The organism is Burkholderia sp. WAC0059, from assembly GCF_002870125.1.
Classification (GTDB): domain Bacteria; phylum Pseudomonadota; class Gammaproteobacteria; order Burkholderiales; family Burkholderiaceae; genus Paraburkholderia.
The window spans coordinates 1-19655 of record NZ_PNEO01000024.1 but is presented as its reverse complement, the minus strand read 5'-3'; the positions used below and the strand labels follow the sequence as shown (position 1 = coordinate 19655).

Below are 19655 nucleotides of genomic sequence, written 5' to 3'. Positions count from 1 at the left end.
GTGGCGGCCGGATGCAATAACCACACGCGATGACCAGCCATTATTCTGCCCGGCGTTCAGGCATAGGGGGCCTGCACGCCGTATTGATCGTCCTGTTCTGTCTTGCCATGTCCCTGTCCTGTGCTGCGCAGGCCGGGGGGATCGTGGTCGACGGCGGTACGTCAACCCTCGTTTCGACCGCCGCGAACGGACACCAGACCGTCAGCATCGCGCCGGCCGTCTCGGGCGTATCGCAGAACACCTACCGTTCATTCAGCGTGGGCACCGCCGGCGCCACGCTCGACAACACCGGCATCAATGCACGGACCATTGTCAATCAGGTGACGGGCACCGATCCGAGTCTGATCGAAGGGCCGCTCGACGTTGCCGGACCCCGGGCGAACGTGATTCTGGCCAACCCCAACGGCATTACCCTCAACGGCGGATCGTTCATCAACACCGGGCACGTTGCGTTAAGCACAGGGCAGGTCAGTTTCGACGACATCGAAATCGCGCCGGGCGTCTATCAGCGCAACGTGGCACTCAACACCACGCAGGGGACCATCGTCGTCGGGCCGCAGGGTCTGTCGAGCGCCCTTGTGGATCTTGACCTGATCGCGAAGAACATCGAGGTGAACGGGCCGCTCGTCAACACGTTCACCTCGTCCACGGCGCTCCTGCGTCTGGTGGCCGGTACGAGCGCGGTGACGCTCGATACCGGGCTTTCGCCAGAAGACAATGCCAACGACTGGCTCTCGGTGCAGTCGGGGCAGCCATTATCCACGGCGAAGAACTTCGCGCTCGACATTACCGCGGCGGGCAGCGTCACGAGCGGCCGGGTGGAGCTGATCGTGACCGACCAGGGGCCCGGCGTGCGCAGCGCGGGACCGCTCGATGCCTCGCTTGGGGATTTCACGCTGACCTCCAACGGCAATGTCCAGATCTCGGACAGCACGGTAACGGCCGCGCAGGACGTCAGTTTCCAGACCCAGGCCCCGATCGCGCTCGACGATGCGCAGGTCCAGGCAACCGGCGGGGCGGTGACGCTGGCCTCTACCCAGCCGATCAGTCTGACCGGCAGCAGCGTGATGGCGAACGGCGGTATCGACGTAAGTGGTTCGGCCATCACGCTGGCGGCAGACGCCGCATCCACCGGTTCGACGGTCGCCTCGGCATCGGCCGGGGTCGTGCTGGATAGCACGGGCGACATCGACAACATCGGTTCGCTGGTGCAGGGCGAAACGCGGACCGCCGGGGATGTCAGTTCCATGGGGGCCGTGACGCTGGATGCAGCCGGCAACGTACTCAACCAGTCGCTGACCACCGGGGGACTCGGCATTCTGTTCGGAGTGAACGACGATGTTGTGGTGACGGCGGGCGGCAATGTGACCAACGAGGATGCACGGATCCTGTCGAACCAGAACGTCACGATTGCAGCGGGTGGCGACGTCGACAACATCGTCGATCACACGGATGGAGTCGATAACGGCGCACCCGTGAGTTCGTCGAGCGAGGGTTTCTGGCTGCCGTTCTTCCGGCATCGCAGCAGTAATTTCTCGGTCGACTACGGCGAGCTGGACAACCCCAGCGCACTTTCCTACATCACGGCAGATTCCGGGAACGTCACGATCAGCGGCAACAACGTTTCGAACATCGGCGGCTCGATTCTTTCGGATGACGGGGCGATCTCGATTACGGCAAGGCAGAACCTGCTGGACCAGGGCGTATTCACCGGGCAGGCGTCGTTTCACGAATCCTGCTTCATTTTCTGCAGTTCGAGTGCATCGAGCGACGTTCAGGTATATGGCGGCGTAATCGAAGCCGGCGAGAACATCAGTCTGCAGGCGGGAGGACAGATCACCAATACGGGCGGCACCGTCGATGCGGTCGGCCAGCTCGTCCTCAACGCGCCGGAAACCCTTGCACAGGGCGTGGCCGGCTACACCGCAATCAACGAGGATCACGATCTCCGGGCCTGGTTCGGCGACTCGTGGGGAGAAATCTACGCGACGGACATGGGCGGACTCTTCATCGGGGGATCGGGGCTGGTCGATCTCTCCGGGCAGGGCGATATCGACGGCGGGGAATTCAGCGCCCCCGCGGGCGTTCATGCCGCTGGCGGCATGGTGACGATCCGTGCGCCGTATACGCAGCCCGTGACGATCAACACGCACAACAACATCGGACTGGTGTCATGGTTCGGGTTGTGACGGGGCACAGGGTGAGGCGGCGCTTGTCCGGGATGGTCGTCTGCGGCGCGGGCGTCCTGTCCGGCGTCATGGCCGCTCCCGTGCGTGCGCAGGCCATTGCAGGGCTGGCTGGTGCTGCGATTGCGGCGCGGCCGACGCAGGACCCGGGGCAGCGTCTGCTGCAAGACCAGCGCGACCAGCAGCGTCAGAACGAGATCCAGCAGGCGCCCGCACAGATCTCGGTGCAGCAGCCCGCGATACCCAATCTGCCCGCCGGGGCCGATGTCGAGTCGCTGCCCGACGTGGCGCCGATGTTCCTGATCATGCACGTCGCATTTGCCGGCGACAGAGTGTTGGGGCAGCGCGAACTCGACGAGGTTGCGAAGCCGTTTCTCGGAAAGAAGCTTGGACGCAACCGGATCAACCTGCTGCTCAGGCGTCTGACCGAGGCATTCATCGCTCATGGGGATATCACGACGCGTGCCTATCTCGGTCCGCAGAATCTCGCCGGCGGCACGCTGACGATCAACATCGTGGCCGGGCACGTCGCGGCTTTCACGCTGAACGGCAAGCCCCTGCGCCCGCGCGATCCGAAGGCGGGTTTCTTCGATACCCATGGCGGCGGTCTCGTAACCGATGCCGGTACGGCCTGGGCGTTCGGCGATAGCCAGGGAGACGTGTTGAGTCTGCCGGACCTGGAGCAGGGCGTTGACCAGATCAACCGGCTGCGCCGCAACCAGGCCGAAATCCAGATCATGCCTGGCGAGGCCCCGGGCGACTCCGTCGTTGCGATCACGAACCACTATGGCGACCGCGTCTATTACAGCGCGGGCATGGACAACTACGGGAGCTCGCAGACCGGCACCCTGCGCTACCGGGCCGGCGTCGAGGCGGACAACGTCGTGGGACTGCAGGAGTCGTTGTCCCTGAACTACATCGGCACGCAGGACAGCAACGCGCTCGTGTTCTCGGGGGCAGTGCCGTTCGGCTACCAGACGTTCAGCTATACGACGTCGATCTCGGAGTACCAGCAGGCCATCGGCAATACGGCACTCCTCGATGGCCGCACCTTCAGCCAGATATTCGGCTGGAACGACGTGCTGACGCGTTCGCATGATGGCCGCATGAGCCTTGACGTGACGCTGACAAAAATGCGTACCGAACGTAGCGTGAACGGCATCTTTCTGTCGCCCCAGGACCTGACGGTTCTGAGGGTGGGGCTCAACGGACTGCGCCGTTTCACGGAAGACGACCAGCCGGCCGCCTTCACGTGGGATGCCGGCGTCTCGCAGGGACTGTCGTGGCTCGGCGCGAGCCACGACGAGCCGGATATCGACAGTACGGACGCGCATAGCCAGTTCACGCTGCTCGACACGACGAACACGCTTCAGGAAGCACTCGGCCACATTGGCGGAACCGCGTGGCAGTACCGGGGAACGCTGCGCGCCCAGTACAGCCGCGTTTCGCTGTTCGACAACGAGCAGATCTACCTCGGCGGCATGGACACTGTGCGCGGTTTCACCGAAGGCGGCGAGAGCGGTGACAGCGGCTTTTATTTGCGCAACGAGGCCGTCTGGCAGAACGTGCCGGCCTGGCACGGTGTTCATCTCGAACCGTACGTCTTTCTCGACGGCGGCAAGTCCCATCTGGTCGCGCAGGGTGGCTGGCCGACGCTGGTCGGTACCGGCATCGGCGTTCGCGCGGCCTGGCGTCTGAGTTCGCAGGCGTTCACGAGCGAGGTTCTGCTGGGACGGGCCCTTGTACAACCCGCGGCGCTGGGGAGCAAGTCCACGGTGCTGATGGCAACACTCAACTGGTCAGATTAGGAAAGGAAGGAGGAGCAGTGAAATCTCGTTCAGACAACGTGCGGGCAGTGCGTCCCGCAATTCGTCGCGCCCGGATGGGCCAACGGCTGGGAGCCGGATTGCTGGTTGTGGCGCTGGGCATGGCTTTCGGGCCGCTGGCGCACGCGGCCGTCAAGTCCAAATCGAGGAAGGAGCACGCGGCTTCGGAGGCGGCCGCCGCCGAACCGGCATCGGGGCCGCTGCCGGCCGGCGTGATCGCCAGCGTGAACGGCGTGCCGATCATGCAGACCCAGCTCGATGCGGCCGTGCAGGCAAGCCATGCACCGGATACGCCTGCGCTGCGGACAAACCTGAAGAACCAGCTGATTGCCCGCGAGCTGTTCCGGCAGGCGGCCGAGCAGCAGCACTACGACGAACACCCCGATGTGGTGGCCGCCATCGATCAGGCGAAGACGGCTCTTGTTGTGCAGGCGTATCTGCGCGACCAGATCAAGCCGGCACCGGTGAGCGACGACGACGTCAAGGCCCAGTACGACCGGATTCTGGCGACGCTCGGCACGAACGAATACAAGCCGAGCGCCATTGCAGTCAAGGACAGCGACACGGCCGGCAAGATTCTGGTCCAGCTCAGGAAGGGCGCCGATTTCGCCACGCTTGCGAAGCAGTACAGCCAGGGCCCGAATGCTGCCCAGGGTGGCTCGCTGAACTGGATTTCCTTCAAGACGCCGATCCAGGCGGGCAATACCCAGAACTGGCCCCAGCCGCTTGCCGAGGCGCTTGTGAAGCTGCCCCAGGGGGCCGTGTCCAGTGAGCCGGTGGAAGTGAACGGCTCGTACTGGATTCTGCGCGTGGACCAGGAGCGGCCGACCCAGATTCCGCAGTTCGACCAGATCAAGGACACGCTGCGCCGCCAGCTCGAACAGGTTGCCCTCCAGAAGGCGACAGCCCAGGTCGTCCTGAATCTGGTTCGCAACGCGCATATCCAGCAACAGTAAGCGGTATGGCGACGGGCAGCAGGTGCGGCGGAGCAGGGGACAGGGCTGTTGCGGCTACCTCGGTGCGCATCGGGCGAACCGGCCCGTCGCGTGCCGGATGAGCCGCGGCGGACCAGCCGGCACGGCAGCCGTAGAAAAAACAGTAAAGATCGGATAACGGCATGGACACGTCGAAACGGGGCGATGTGAGACAACTTGAGCGGGCTAACGCCTTGCGCGATCTGTCGCGTGCGCGCGTGCGGCTGCCGTTGTGGCTCGTGCCGCGCGGGACGCCGCGTCCGTACCGCGTATGGCAGCGCGCCGTTTCCGCGCTTGTCGCCGCGACGCTCTTTACCGGCCCGATCACCATCACCGTCGAGCAGGGCGACGATGCAGCGGCCGTGCTGGCCGAGGGGAGCGTACGCCCCGAGGCACCGGCCTGGCAGACCGCGCTCGATCTGGCTGCGCTGCGCGTGCGATTCTCGATGCAGCTCGCGCAGGCAACGCCGATCGTCGATCCGACGGCCCCCATCGCGTTCCAGCCGAAAATTACGCAGTCCACCGGCTCCGGCGGCGGCGTGCCGGTCGTGAACATTACTGCGCCGAATGCGGCCGGCATTTCGCTGAACCAGTACCAGAGTTTCAACATCGACCCGGTCGGGCTGATTCTCAATAACAGCCTGATGTCGGGTACGTCGCTGACGGGTGGCAACGTGGCGGCGAATCCGAACCTCAACGGACGCACCGCGAGCATCATCGTCAACCAGGTGACGTCGAGCGGCGCCGCCTATGCCAGCCTGCTCAATGGTCCGCTCGAAGTGTTTGGTTCGCCCGCGACGGTCATCATCGCGAATCCGAACGGCATCACGACCCAGGGCACGGGCTTTACGAACACGATCGGCGTGACGCTCTCGACGGGCGTGCCGCAGTTTCTCGACAGCGTCGGCGGCACACAGACCAGTTTCAGCAATGCCTCGGCCGTCGGTTACAGCGTCACGGGCGGCCATATCCAGATCGAGGGCGACAGCGGGGTCAATGGACCGGGCGCGGGCATCGAGGGCACGGTCGGCACGATCGACCTGATCGGCGAGACGATTGGCGTCGATGCGCCGCTCTATGCGGGCTCGCGCATCAACGCGGTCGCCGGGGACCAGTTCGTGATGCCGTCGGTGGTCGACTCGACCGGCACCACCTGGGCGACTTCGGCCAACGGCGCAGCCAATACGGCCGCGGTCATCAACGCAGCCAACGGGCATGCGAACAATGGGCTGGCCGTCGACGCGACCGCCTATGGCGCAATGACGGCTGGCCAGATCGAGGTGATCGGCACGGCTGCTGGCATGGGCGTGCGCGCGGATGCCCAACTGGCTGCGAACACGGGTGACCTGACCCTGTCGGCCAACGGGGACGTGACGGTTGCCGGCACGGCGGCGCAGCAGCAGGCCAGTATCCAGTCGTCCGGCGACGTGTCGATGACCGGCACGCACATCGGCGTCGGCGGCTATGCGATCAACGCGGCAGGCGATGTGAGCTCGACGGGCGCGATCCAGTCTGGCGCGGCACTGTCGATCAATGCCGGCGGCGACATCAACGTGGCTAATACCCAATCCGCGACCGATACGTCGATGACTGCGGGCGGAAGCCTCACGGCCGGTAGCATGCAGAGCGGCGGCGGCTTGACGCTGACGGCGCAGGGCAACGACGGTACGGGCGACATCACGCTGAACGGCACGTCGGTGGTGACCGGCGCGGCCATGCTGCAGGCCGCGCAGGATATCGACGTGAACGGCCAGACGAGCAGCGGGTCGCTGCAGGCGAGCGCTGGCCAGAACCTGAACGTGAACGCGGCGCTGCAGACTTCCGGCGACCTCGCGCTCGCGGCGACGGCCGGCAACCTCGCGGCGAACGCCAACGTCAACAGCGCGGGCAATCTCGCGCTGTCCTCCGGACAGGCCATGACGGTCGCCGCACAGGCGACGGCCGACGATGCCGTGACGCTCGCGGCCGGGCAGGGCATTTCGGTGACGGGGTCGCTTGCAAGCGGCACGACGCTCACGGCGAATACGCCGGGCGCATTCAGTGTGGCCGGGTCGCTGCTCGTCGGCACGGACGCGACGATCAACGGCGGCAGCGTCGACGTGCCGGGCGTACTGATCGTCCAGCAGAACGGTACGCTGAACGCACAGGGCGACATCACGGGCAGCGGCTCGCTGGCGTTCGGCGAGAACGGCACCCTTGCCAGCGGGCAGGACGTGGCGCTGACCGGCAAGCTGCTGTCGAACGGACTGCAGGTCAATGCAGCCAACAGCGTGACGCTGGGCGACGTGCAGGCGGGTGGCGCCTTCTCGGTGGCCGCCAGCGGGGCATCGGGCAACGGCGACGTGACGTTCAACGGCAATGCGGCCGCGGTCGGTGCGACCACGGTGCAGGCGGCGGGAGACGTGGTTGTCAACGGCACGCTGGCCGGTGGTGCGCAAGTCGCGCTCGGCGCCCAGGGCAACGTGAGCGTGGCGTCGTCTGCCACCGTGCAATCGGTCGGCGATCTGTCGCTCTCCGCGGGCAGCGGCATCACGTCGAACGGTTCGCTCGACAGCGGCGGCAACCTGGTTGCCCAGGCCGGGCAGGACATCGCACTGAACGGCCTGACGACCGTGACAGGCAACGGCACCCTGACGGCAGGCGGCGACATTACATTCGCCGGTAACAGCAGCTTTACGGGCGACGCGACGGCAAGCGCAGGCAACGATATTGCCGTGCCCGGCACGCTCGACGGCAATACGGTGACGCTGAATGCGGGTAATTCGGCATCGCTGAACAACGTGCAGGCAAACGGCGCGCTCGCGGTCACGGCGAACGGTCAGGCGGGCGGCGGCGACATCGCGGTGAACGGCACCGTGACGTCGCAGACGGGCAGCACGCTGAATGCCGCAGGCTCGGTGTCGGTCGCTTCGACTGCTTCACTGGGCACAGCCGCGGCGCTGAATGTGACGGCGGTGTCCGGTACGTCGATTGCCGGCACGGTCCAGTCCAACGGCAGCATGAGCCTCGCGGATACGGCGGGCTCGCTCACGAGCACCGGCACCATCGAGTCGGGCACCGATCTGGCGATCAACGCGGCCCAGTCGATCGACCTCGGCAGCAACAGTACGTCCGCGCTCGGCGACCTGACGCTGACGGCCGGCCAGGACATCACCGCGAACGGCACGGTGGTCGCACAGGGCAACGGCACGCTCAACGCGGGCGGTGCGATTACCGGCGGCGCGGCCTTCGCGTTCGGGCTCGCGGCGAGCCTGAGCTCGGGTGGCGACACGGATCTGACCGGCTCGCTGCGCGGTGAAACAGTACAGACGGCGGCCGGCGGCGACGGCACGTTCCAGGACGTGCAGGCAGGTTCGACCATTGCGCTCGGCGCGACGGGCAACCTGACGCTCAATGGCACACTCGCAGGCGGTTCCACGGTTGCGCTGACGGCTGGGCAGAACATCGGCGTCAACGGCATCCTCCAGTCCACGGGCGATACGACGCTGAACGCGCTGGCGGGGACGGCCAGCGTGGCAGGCTCGCTCAACAGCGCGGGCGCGCTCGCTGCCCAGGCTGGCACCGACATCGATATCGGCGGCGCGGCGAGCGTGGCGCTCGACACGACGCTGCAGGCCGGGGGCGATGTGAACGTGACCGGGTCGATTAACGGCCAGGGCAACGGCACAGTGACGGCCGCGGGCGACATCGGCGGCGCGGGTACGCTTGCGTTCGCGCAGGCGGCGACGCTTACTGCCGGCGGCAGCATCGCACAGGGCGGCCTGATCCAGGGGCAGTCGGTGCAGGTGTCGGCGGCCGGCGACGCGGCTGTAAACAATGTCGAATCCGCCTCGACGCTGGCACTGGACGCGGGCACCGGCGGCAGCGGCAGCCTGAGCGTGAACGGTGCGGCCGCGGCGGCCGGTGCGGTGACGGCGGCGGCGAACGGGGACGTAACGGTGGCGTCTGCGGGCAAGCTGGCGGCCGGCACGACAGTCGGCGTGACGGCGCTGGACGACATCGACGTGGCGGGCGCGATCGAGTCGAACGGCAACGCCGTGCTGGATGCCCAGCAGGGCAGCCTGAACGCCACGGGCGGGATCAACAGCGGCGGCACGCTCGACATCACGACGGGGCTCGACCTTTTGCTCGGCGCGAGTACGAGCGCCGTCGGCGACGTGACGCTGGACGCAGGTCGCGATGCCGTGCTCAACGGCACGCTGGTCGGTCAGGCAAACGGCTATGTCAATGCCGGGCGCGACATCGACGGGCCCGGCACGCAGTCGTTTACCGACGCTGCCGTCTATGACGCCCAGCGTGACATCGCCCTGACCGGCTCGCTGGGTGCGAATTCCGTGCAGGCAACGGGCGGGGATAACGCCGCGCTGGACAACGTTGCCTCGGCCACGACGCTGACGCTTGCTGCGAACGGCAATCTGGGCGATGGCGATGCGTCGATCACCGGAACGGCCACGGCGCCTGGTACCGTTACGCTGAATGCGGCTCGCGATGTTCTCATCAGTGGCTCGCTCGGCAGCGGCGATGTCATGACGCTCGCCGCGCAGCGCAACGTGACGGTCGCCCCGACCGGCACCGTGGAGTCGGTCGGCGATCTCGACGTCACCGCCACGACCGGCAGCGCCACGCTGGGCGGTACCACCACCACGTCCGGCGCACTGAACGTGAGCTCGGGTCTCGACACGACGCTGGGCGGGCAGGTGTCGGCCGCGGGCAACGTCACCGTGCAGGCCGGGCGCGACATCGATCTGACGGGGGCTGTCGCCGGACAGATGGCCGGCACGCTGACGGCAGGCCAGGACATCACCGGCGCAGGCTCCGCCGCGTTCTCGCAGGCCGCGACGCTGGATGCGGCGAACGATCTTTCGCTGACCGGTTCGCTCCAGGGTTCGAGCGTCCAGGTGACGGGCGGCAACAATGCCGGGCTGGGCAGCGTGCAGGCCGTGAGCGGCGACCTGGTGGTGAATGCCAACGGCAATGCAGGGGAAGGCGACGTTACGTTCACCGGTACGGCGACGGCATCCGGCAACGTGACGCTGACCGCGGCGCGCGACGTCAGCGCGGCCGGCACCATCAGTAGCGGAGGAACGACGGTCGTGACGGCGGCGGCCGACATGGCGCTTGCCGACGTGAACTCGACCGGCGACCTTACGCTGAACGCCGGGGGCAGTCTTTCGACCGGCGACGTGACGACCAACGGCAACCTGGTTGCGACGGCCGGGAATGATCTGTCGATGAATTCCGCGCTCGCGAGCGGCACGCTTGCCCTCACGGCGCAGGGGCTTGACGGGACCGGAGACGTTACCGTCGCGGGGGCCCTGGGCGCCGGAGGCGCGATGACCGTTACCGCCGCACGCGATATCGCGGTTGGCGGCGACGTGACGAGTGGAGCGGCGCTTGGCATGGGGGCCGTTCGCAACCTGAGCGTCAGCGGCAGCATCGACTCCGGAGGCGACACCACGCTCAGTGCGCAGAACGGCAATCTGGCTGTGGCCGGTACGACGGAGAGCGTCGGGAATCTGGCGGCCAGCGCCGGTGGCTCGCTTGCGCTGGGTGGCGGGCTCGTCAACGGAAGCACGGTGTTGAACGCCGGCGGCGACATGGCGCTGACCGGTTCGCTCGCCGGGCTCGACGCGGCGGCGATCACCGCAGGGGGATCGATCAGCGGCGGCGGGGCCCTGACCTTTGGCCAGAATATTTCGCTCAGCGCCGGTGGAGGCATCACGCTCGGCGGTATCGAGGGCGCCGGCCAGTTGACGGCCACGTCCGCCGGCGACATGTCGCTTGGCGCGACGACGGTGGTCGGTGCCCTGAGCGCGACCTCGACGGCCGGCAGCATTGCGTTCGGCGGCGACGTGACCTCGGGCGGCAATGTGCAGATAACGGCGGCGCAGGGCGCCTCGGTCGCCGGCAGCGTGTCGTCGATGGGAGACGTGAATATCCAGGGCACGGGTGGCAACGTTTCGGTGTCGGGCGGTGTCTCCTCAAACGGCGACACGACGCTCGCGGCGGGGCAGACGCTCACGCTGGGCGGCACGAGCACCGTCGCCGGAGAGCTCTCGCTCACGGGCGACAACGTGACGATCTCCGGGGAGCAGGGTACCTCGGAGAATCTGACGGTATCCGCCCAGGGCACGCTCGACGCCAGTCAGGCCGCTCTCGTATCGTCCCAGAACATGACGCTGGGCGGTGCGAACGTCGTACTGGGTACCGCCATCGTGGGCGGCAACCTCACGGCGCAGGCATCGAACAGCCTGTCGGTCGCGGCGGGCGACGTGGACGTGGTGGGGACCACTTCTCTTGAGGCGCAGAACAGCTTCGACAACGCGGGCGATATTCTCTCGGGCGGTAACCTGCTGGTGTCGGCGGCCAGTGTGACGGACGAGGCAGGGGCCTCGCTGGCTTCCACGAACACCACGACCGTCGACGCGACGAACTTCACGAACGCGGGGCTTGTCAACGGCATCACCACGACGCTCAACGTGGCCGGCGCACTGGACAACAGCGACGGCTCGTTGATGGGCGTGAACGGTCTCACCATCAATACCGGCTCGCTCGACAACCAGAACGGGCTCATCTTCGCCGGCAATACGACCGGCAGCGCATCGACCACGTCGAACATCGCGCTGACGATCAGCGGAAGCGGCGACGCATTCAACAATGCCGGCGGCCAGCTACTGGCGCAGGGCAACCTCGCTATCGATGCGCCCAATGCGACGCTCGACATGTCGCAGGGGACCATCAGCCAGGCGGGTCAACTGGCGCTGACCGTCGGCACGCTCGACATTGCCGGCACTTGGGATTTCGGCGGCACCGGCGTGACGGTCGACGCGCTCGACGGCATGGTCAACAACGGCACGATCGACGGATCGGCGCCGCTGACGATCTCGACGGGCGGCACCTTCACGAACAACGGGCAGGTGATTGGCGACGGGGTGACCTTCAACGGGACGCTGGACAACGCAGCCGGCGCGCTCCTGCACGCGAGCGACGACCTCGCGATCAACGGCAATGTGACCAATGCCGGTACGGTCGAGGCGGGCGGCACCCTGAACGTGACGGGCAGCGCCTACGACAACCAGATGGGGACCACCCAGGCGGTGGGCGACATCAGCTTCAATCTCGGCAGCGGGACGCTGCAGAACACGGGCGGGTCGATCTACGCGGGGAACGACATCACCATCAACGCGGGCACCGTGATCAACGACCAGGCCGCGCCCACGGGCTCGGTGACGACCACGCAGGCGATCAGCGATACCTCGGTGCTGATGTCCGGGTCGGTCGGGACGGCCGCGTATGCCTTCGTCTGGGATGCCTATGCGGGCGGGGATACGGATTCCGGCGGGACAGTCACCGAAACGATGGCGGCCACGCTGGGCGACCTGCTGTCGCCTTCGGGAGCCGCGACCGATACCGCCCTGAGTGACTATGCTGCCTACGGATATGGCGAGTGCGAAGCATTCTGCGAAGTCACGGGAGAGCAGCCCGACGTCAATTCCGGGACGGTGACGTTCAATGAACAGCAACTGGTAACCGGAAGTCAGCCGGAAACCGGTGCGCCCTATTACAACACCTTCTGGTTCGTCGGGTCGGGTCAGGGGACCAACGTCACGCTGACGCTGCCGACGGAATACGAGACCACGACCACGGAGCAACTGGGGCCGAGCGGCGTCATTTCGGCGGGCGGCTCGATCTCGCTGACGGCCAACACGCTTTCCAACCAGAGCGGGGAGATTGCCGCCCAGGGGAACGTGTCGCTCAATGTCCAGTCGCTCAGCAACGGCGCCCTGCCGGCGGCCGAGGCAAGCCAGAGCACGATCTTCGTCAATCAGGCAGCCTATACGGCGTTTCTCGACCAGCTGGCCGCGCTCGGTACGATTGCCGTTCCTGTGGGTAATTCACAGGAAGAACTGGAAACGCCGACCGAGTTCACGATCGACACGAGTGCCACGGCACCGACGGCAGCCGGCACGACGGTCGCAACATTACCCACCGGCCTTGTCGTCGCCGGCGATAATCTGACGGTGAGCGGCGGCAATCTGGTCAATGCCGGTCTGCTCTACGCCGGCAACGACGTGAATATCACTGCCGCCAGCCTGACCAACGAGGGCGGCAACCAGCAGAACTCCTCTTCCCAGGTGGGATGCGCGTCGGGCGTGCCGGAGGCGGACTGCGGCTACGCCGTCGGCCAGCCGCGTGGCGACAACCCCGTCACGAGCTCGTTCAGCTACAGCCAGGACGACGCGACCATCTACGCCGGCAACGATCTCGTCATCGCGGCCGGCCAGATCAACAACACCTACGGCAACCTGCTGGCCGGTTACGACATCGTGATCGGCGGGGTCGGTACGACCGCAACCTCCACGACGCCCGCGCAAAGCCTGAACAACACGTCCGGCAACATCGTGGCCGGCAACGACATCACGCTGAACGTGTCGGGCTCCATCACCAACGATCTGCCGCCGCCCGTCCTCGTCCACGACAACTACGGCACGCAGCAGCAGTACAGCGGCTGCATGACCGCAGGCGGCTACAAGGAAAGCTACTGCGAGGCATATGTCGACCAGCAGTCGGGCAGCCAGTCCGTAATCAGCGCGGGCAACAACCTGCAGATCAACGCGGGCAGCCTGACGAACATCGGGAGCCTCATTTCGGCGGGCACGAGCGCGACGATCAACGTTGCTGGCCCGGTCGTGAACGAGGCCCAGACGCTGAATGCCTACTGGCATTCGGAATGGGTGCAGGAAACAGGCCTCTTCAGCAGCGACATCCGTCATAACACCTGGGCCTGCGGCTCCGTCGCCGAGTGTACGGCCCTGTACGGCAGCGCGTATACGAGCGTGGGCGGCGAGATCGATCCGCCCACGCCGGTGGGCAACGTCGCGGCGACCATCGAGGCGCCGAACCTGTCGATTACCTCGGGCGGCGAGATCCAGAACGTCGGCAACGTGGTGGGCACGTCGGTTTCGCTGACGGGCCAGAAGCTCATCAACGGCATCACGACGGCGAACACCTATACGCCGACCGTGAACGCGCCGTCGCAGGTGATCTCGCTCAGTCCGCTGACCATGCCGAACCTGAACCTGTCGACGCCGCGCACGGTGGGCACGCCGCTGCCCACACCGGTGGCAGGTGAGGCGTCGTATGTCGACGGTACGCTGGGCGCTTCGCAGGCGTCGATGCTCGGACCTCAGCAACTGCTCAATGCACTGCCGGCGAGCCTGCAGCCGTCCACGACGCTGTTCTACTACAACCCGCAGGAGGAAGACCTGCTGCTGCAGCAGTCGGCACTGCAGCAGACGGGCGAGGCGAGTTTCATCAACGGGCTGTCCTACGACGGCACGACAGGGATGTCGGTAACGGATCAGGAAAAGGCGATCCTTTACGAGAACGCGATCAACTACGCGGAGCAGAACAACCTGCAACTGGGCACGGCGCTCACGCAGACGCAGATCAACGCGCTGACCGAGCCGATGCTGTGGTACGTGGAGCAGACGATTCCTGATCCGACGTGCACGGCGACGGGCGTGGGCGTATGCCCGACGATCACGGCGCTGATGCCGCAGGTGTACCTGCCGCAGAACTGGAACGCGCTGTCGGCGGGCGGGAACATCGAGGCGAGCCAGAACCTGACGCTGAATTTCGGGAGCGCGTCGACGGGCGGGAGCATTACGAACACGGGGACGATCTCGTCGGGCGGGACGCTCACGGTGAACACGGGGACGCTGACGAACGAGGCGAACCAGGTCAACGTGGGGCAGATCTGGAACTCGGTGACGGGCGGCTATACGGACACGACGGGCACGGAGGTACAGCCGGGCGGTTTCATGAGTGCGGCGGACATGAACCTGAACGTGCAGACGCTGAACCAGATCGGCGGAGCATTGCAGGAACTCAATGCCGACGGGACGGTGAACGAGGCGGGCACGCAGCAGGTGCTGGCGGCGTTGCAGCAGCAACTGGGCGGGGATTTTACGCAGACGTCGGTCAGTAACAATCTGAATACGAGCTTTACGGCGCAGGGGGGCGGGCTGCCGGGGTTTGTGGCACTGGCCATTGCCATCGTGGCATCGATCCTGACCTATGGCGCGGCGAGCGCGGCCATTGGCGCCACACTTGGAGCTGAGGCGACGACATTTGCGGCTGCAACGGCAACAGCAACTGCTGGCCTGGGCAATATTGCCTTGGCGGCCGGCATGGCTGGCTTGGCTTCCAGTGTTACGAGCCAGGTGCTCACAACTGGCTCGGTGGACTGGGGGAATGCCTTTGAGTCGGCTGCGGTTGCTGCAGTAACCGCAGGCCTGACCAACGGGATTACATACAACACGAGCAGCGGACTCGGGTTTTCTACAGGGCCGATCACGGCCGGGGGGGCAACCAGTTCGTTGGTGCAACTGGCGGGCGTGCAGACGGTCGGGGGTAGCTTGGTGCCCCAGGCCGGCGCCACGACCGCGGCGAGTCTGCCTGGAGAGGCACTGGCGATTGGAGCGGATGCAACGCTTTCGGCTGGTGTACAGACTGCGATTGAAGGTGGGAGCTTCCTTGGTAATCTCGAGAGCGTGGCTACCAGCGAGGCTGCGGCGGCGGGTGCTTACGAGATTGGGAATATTGAGCCGACGCTGACCCAGGATTTAGGGCAGACGGGGGGAGAGCTGGCCTATATTGCAGCACATGGAGCGTTGGGATGTGCGGCGTCAGCAGCAGAAGGAACAGGATGCGCCGGAGGGGCCATTGGCGGGGCGGCCAGTGCGGCGATCACGCCGTTTATTCTCGATGGCGTTGACCCGAGCGGCGCAGCACTGAGCCCCGGACAGTCTGCCTTGGTGACGGCGCTTTCGATGCTGTCTGGCGCAGGCGTAGCAGGAGCACTTGGGCAAAACACGACGGCAGCGGCGATATCGGCTGAAAACGAGTCGCTGAATAACGATCAGGCAACTCCATCACACGTGAAGGAGGCGATCGGCGTGGCACAAAGTGCGATCTCGTGGCTGGACAGCGCGGGCTCGGCTTTTGCATCGGCGCTTCTCAATACGGGACAACAAGCCGCCCTGCAGGTGTTTGACGGGCTGTATGACGTGGGTGGTCCGGGTAGTCTTGGGCCGCAGAGCGCACTGGATCAGTCGCTGGCGCAGAATGGCCTGGCGGGCACTGTACAGGCAATCGGCAGCAATATTACCAATACCATCGAGGCTGCGTTACAGGGCAATCCGACGGCGATCGGATCATTGACTGGTAGCGTGGCAGTGGGCGCTGTACTGGGTGGTGTGACCGGAGCAGCAGAAGCGGGTGTGGATTCGGCCGGCGTTGAGGCGGTTGCCGGTGCCACAGACGGTGGAACGGTAGCAGGTGAGACTGCAGGAGCTGGTGGTGGAGCGGGCAATCTGACTACTCCGTGGCCCTCTCAGGACGTGCAACCATTGCTATCCTTTGTTCAATCTGGCGAAACTACTTGTGGGCAAACGTGCGCAGCAGCTATGGCGCAAAGCATGGGGTATACCAATGTTACCGAGCAGACGCTAAATCAAGCTTTGGGAACAGGTGTAACAAACGAAGCTCAACTTGCTCAGGCGGTTCAAGCTGTGACTGGCGAACCAATGGTTGGTGGTGCGGTGAATTTTGACCCTTCGACTCTGACTAGCAGCCAAATGCAGGGTGTAATCAACAATTTAACTGGTGATGGTTCACAACCAATTATGACGCTTCTAAACGCCCCAGGCCAGTCATTAACAAGCGTGGGACATTGGGTTATGGTTGATGGTCTGGATGCGGCGGGTAACGTCGTTATCAAAGATCCGGCAGGATTGCAGTACACGATGACGCCCTCTAACTTCGCCAGTAGTTGGAAATCTGGCGCACTTGTGATGCCATCCAAATGAAAGATATTGACAATACCTATTTCGATATCTGCGAATTTATTTATTCGGATGATGTTAGGGAGATTGTGATTTCACTCAAAGGGGATTTGCTGAGGGTTGGCGAAGTTCGTGTCGGAGATTCGGATGTGTGGATTGTTCCGAGTGGTAAATTGGCTTCTGCTTTAGAGGGATTGTATAAAAGCGTATATCCAATGTTCTTCGGGATTTTATTGGAAGCGCTACATAGGCATCACGCCACTGTGCCAATTTATGGAATTTATTTTAGGGATGTTGATCGTTCTTTTGAGAATGGGGAGGGTAATTTTCATCGGCTGATTGAGGAAATCGCAAGCGACAAATATAAATCGGGACGGGGATAGGCAGAAACTGGTGTCGATGTTGCCACAGATAGTGCTACGAGTACTTTGCCGGAGGGCTACACAACCAACGCTAATGGTACTGTCACAGGGCCAGGAGGCGGCTCGCTGACGATAGCAGGAAGCGCTGCGGATGGCTCACTGATATTCCAGAGGGCTAACGACGGAGGATATTTCACCGTAGATCCTGTTACGGGAACTCAAGTTTCGTCACCAGCACCTTCAACGTTGGCTGGACAGACTGCGGGGAGTATCGTGGCAGCCAACAATGCAGCGAGTACAGCGGCTGAGAACGCTGTCACTCAGTATATTGGCAATCAATCGGGCATTACTGTTACAAATCAGGTGCAATTGACCAACGGGACTACGACGTGTGTTGCCGATTGTTTTATAAGTGGCCCGGCCAATGCTACAGTTCAATTGCCAACCGGTTTTGTTGATAAAAACGGTAACCCGATAACATCAATCAGCTTGAACTCGTCGGGTCAGGCTATCATAGAGATTAAAACCGGAAATGGACCTCTGACGAGCAATCAAACCGTGGTATATCCTGCTGCGCAGGCTGGTACTGCGACAGCCACTGGTACTGCGGCCGTCAATAGCGGGATAAACATCACCGGCTCTCCCACGCCTGTTTTCGTTATCCGTCAACCTTGAGGTGGGTATGGGAACGTTTAAATCTGACTTGTCTGGTATTTGTAAAGAAGTTGCGGGAGAGTTTCAGGGTTGGAGTTTTGTATCTGATGTCTTCAAAAACAAAACGCTGGAGCATACGGAATTGCAGGTAGCTCCGTGTTTTGGTTTTAAACATGGTGACAGTACTCCCCTGCAGCCAACGACTGCAATTTTTAATAAAAAGGCTATGGCTCTGAGCAAACAGATTCTCGGGACTGATGGGCCCACTTCGGTCATTCTGTTTAAGCACTTGATGGATGACCTTAAGAATACCCCCGAGAATTTGCGTGGACATTGCTGGATAGTAAAAGACAAGCAATTGTTTATGAAGCTGGCCCCCTCTGCGAAAGAGATGGAGGATAAATATGTCGACATATCCGAAGCTCGCTCAGTCCTAAAGGCCGCGCTTCAGGACGGTATTTTGATACTGAAAAAGTATTTTGATTTTAGTGGTGAGGAGAGGTTGTTGAATGGTTTACCTCCTAAATATGTGCCATCAAATCATATTGTTTATGACGAAATGGAGCGGTATAAGGGTGTGATGGTGTGTATTGTTCGAATCTTGTCGGGAGATTTTGATTTTGTTGAGCGGTATGCGAGCGATGATTTTGTGACGACGTTTCCGAAGCGCAGGGCCGAGCTGGATAAAGTCATCGCGGCATTACCAGACCTGAAGAGGCGTTACATTGAAACGGGGTCAGTTATTTAGGCATTTCACTTTGGGGATGTTGCCACAGACACCACTACGGGGGCCGCTGCTTCCACAGGTAACGCACCACTTGGGCTAGGATCAACAGGGCGGACTATTCCAAATAGCCTGAACGAGCAACTAGCGATGCAACAGGTTATGTCAGACCCAGCAGCCGGAACTGTGGTGCCTCTGACTATTGGCGATTCGCGTTGGCCAGCTTCCGAGGGGTGGGTAAAGATGGCACAAAACGTCAACGGAGTTGAGGTCCACTATGTAATGAACACGAATACCGGTGCCGTGGACGACTTCAAATTCAAGTGAAAATCATGCGCGTAATTTGTAATAGCAACAGTGGACAGCCGCTCCCGACCAATTTGATTGGCTTGGGCTATACACCACAATCATGTTTCACTGTCTCGGTACGCAGGGAATACTACGTGTTTGCCATGGCTCTTTGGCGGGGGGTAATACTACTTCTGTTGGCAGACGATCATCACCTACCAAATTGGTTCCCTGTGCATCTATTCTCAGTGGCTGATCCTCGCCTGCCAGAGGATTGGGTGTTCTCGCAGAGTGAGCGCGAAAGTGGGATGTTGCAAGCGCTTTGGGGGTATGAACGACTGGTTAGCGATACGATGCACTATAGCGGTCTCATAGAGAGAGAACCGGAGGCGCTTCGATGCTTTTACGAGGAAGAGCGACGCCGGCTTCATTGCGACTGAATTGTTGCCACAGACAGTGCAGCGAATCCCTTTGCTACAAATCCCGGCGAAGCAGTATTTTGGTCGGGAAATACAAATGGTGTTGGGGGCGCCGAGGTGGCTGGCTGTATTGCGACTTCATGCGGAGGGACAACTTTGGAGCAGCTTTTGACATCAAAAGGTATTAGCCTTCCTGCTTGGAACGCCAATGATCCGGCGGTTGTCGCTGTGAGCGGCCCCCGGTAAACAGTGCCATGATGTAAGCGAGTTTTCGGCGGACTTTTCGAAGGAAAGGAGCCGTGCGATGAAACGCAAACGCTTTAGTGTCGAGCAGATTGTGGCTGTGTTGAAGCAAGCCGAAGCGGGCATGGCA

General features: G+C 63.2%; 8 protein-coding genes. 7 read left to right on the top strand and 1 reads right to left on the bottom strand.

Annotated elements, in window-relative coordinates; genetic code table 11:
• Positions 1-29 precede the first annotated feature (29 nt).
• The 7 genes from CY652_RS20790 to CY652_RS20770 all read left to right on the top strand — a co-directional run bounded on the left by CY652_RS20790 (position 30) and on the right by CY652_RS20770 (position 18599).
• Positions 30-2189, top strand: coding sequence for a two-partner secretion domain-containing protein (locus CY652_RS20790; RefSeq protein WP_102132615.1), 2160 nt, complete (start codon positions 30-32; stop codon positions 2187-2189).
• Positions 2190-2257: 68 nt separating this feature from the next.
• The gene (locus tag CY652_RS20785; protein WP_374703685.1) at positions 2258-3994 is read left to right on the top strand and encodes a ShlB/FhaC/HecB family hemolysin secretion/activation protein; all 1737 of its coding nucleotides are present in this window, start codon (positions 2258-2260) and stop codon (positions 3992-3994) included.
• Between the two features lie 74 nt (positions 3995-4068).
• Positions 4069-4968, top strand: a complete 900-nt coding sequence (locus CY652_RS20780; RefSeq protein WP_102132613.1) for a peptidyl-prolyl cis-trans isomerase — start codon at positions 4069-4071, stop codon at positions 4966-4968.
• A 161-nt stretch (positions 4969-5129) separates the two neighbouring features.
• The gene (locus CY652_RS20775) at positions 5130-16859 is read left to right on the top strand and encodes a two-partner secretion domain-containing protein (protein WP_102132612.1); all 11730 of its coding nucleotides are present in this window, start codon (positions 5130-5132) and stop codon (positions 16857-16859) included.
• On the top strand, positions 16856-17218 hold the full coding sequence (locus CY652_RS24220; protein WP_146010169.1) for a hypothetical protein: 363 nt from the start codon (positions 16856-16858) through the stop codon (positions 17216-17218). Before CY652_RS20775 ends, CY652_RS24220 begins: the two co-directional genes overlap by 4 nt.
• Before the next feature lie 252 nt (positions 17219-17470).
• Positions 17471-17872, top strand: coding sequence for a hypothetical protein (locus tag CY652_RS24215; protein ID WP_146010168.1), 402 nt, complete (start codon positions 17471-17473; stop codon positions 17870-17872).
• Positions 17873-17879: 7 nt separating this feature from the next.
• Positions 17880-18599, top strand: coding sequence for a hypothetical protein (locus tag CY652_RS20770; RefSeq protein ID WP_146010167.1), 720 nt, complete (start codon positions 17880-17882; stop codon positions 18597-18599).
• Positions 18600-19466: 867 nt separating this feature from the next.
• Here CY652_RS20770 and CY652_RS24685 read toward each other — a convergent pair.
• Positions 19467-19655 (bottom strand): hypothetical protein (locus CY652_RS24685; RefSeq protein WP_219723793.1); only part of this gene is annotated, 189 nt, incomplete at its 5' end.

Bases quoted from the DNA above. Each gene is read 5' to 3' on its own strand.
- CY652_RS24220 (WP_146010169.1), top strand. From the start codon at position 16,856: ATGAAAGATATTGACAATACCTATTTCGATATCTGCGAATTTATTTAT.
- CY652_RS20785 (WP_374703685.1), top strand. From the start codon at position 2,258: ATGGCCGCTCCCGTGCGTGCGCAGGCCATTGCAGGGCTGGCTGGTGCT.
- CY652_RS20770 (WP_146010167.1), top strand. From the start codon at position 17,880: ATGGGAACGTTTAAATCTGACTTGTCTGGTATTTGTAAAGAAGTTGCG.
- CY652_RS20790 (WP_102132615.1), top strand. From the start codon at position 30: ATGACCAGCCATTATTCTGCCCGGCGTTCAGGCATAGGGGGCCTGCAC.
- CY652_RS20775 (WP_102132612.1), top strand. From the start codon at position 5,130: ATGGACACGTCGAAACGGGGCGATGTGAGACAACTTGAGCGGGCTAAC.
- CY652_RS20780 (WP_102132613.1), top strand. From the start codon at position 4,069: ATGGGCCAACGGCTGGGAGCCGGATTGCTGGTTGTGGCGCTGGGCATG.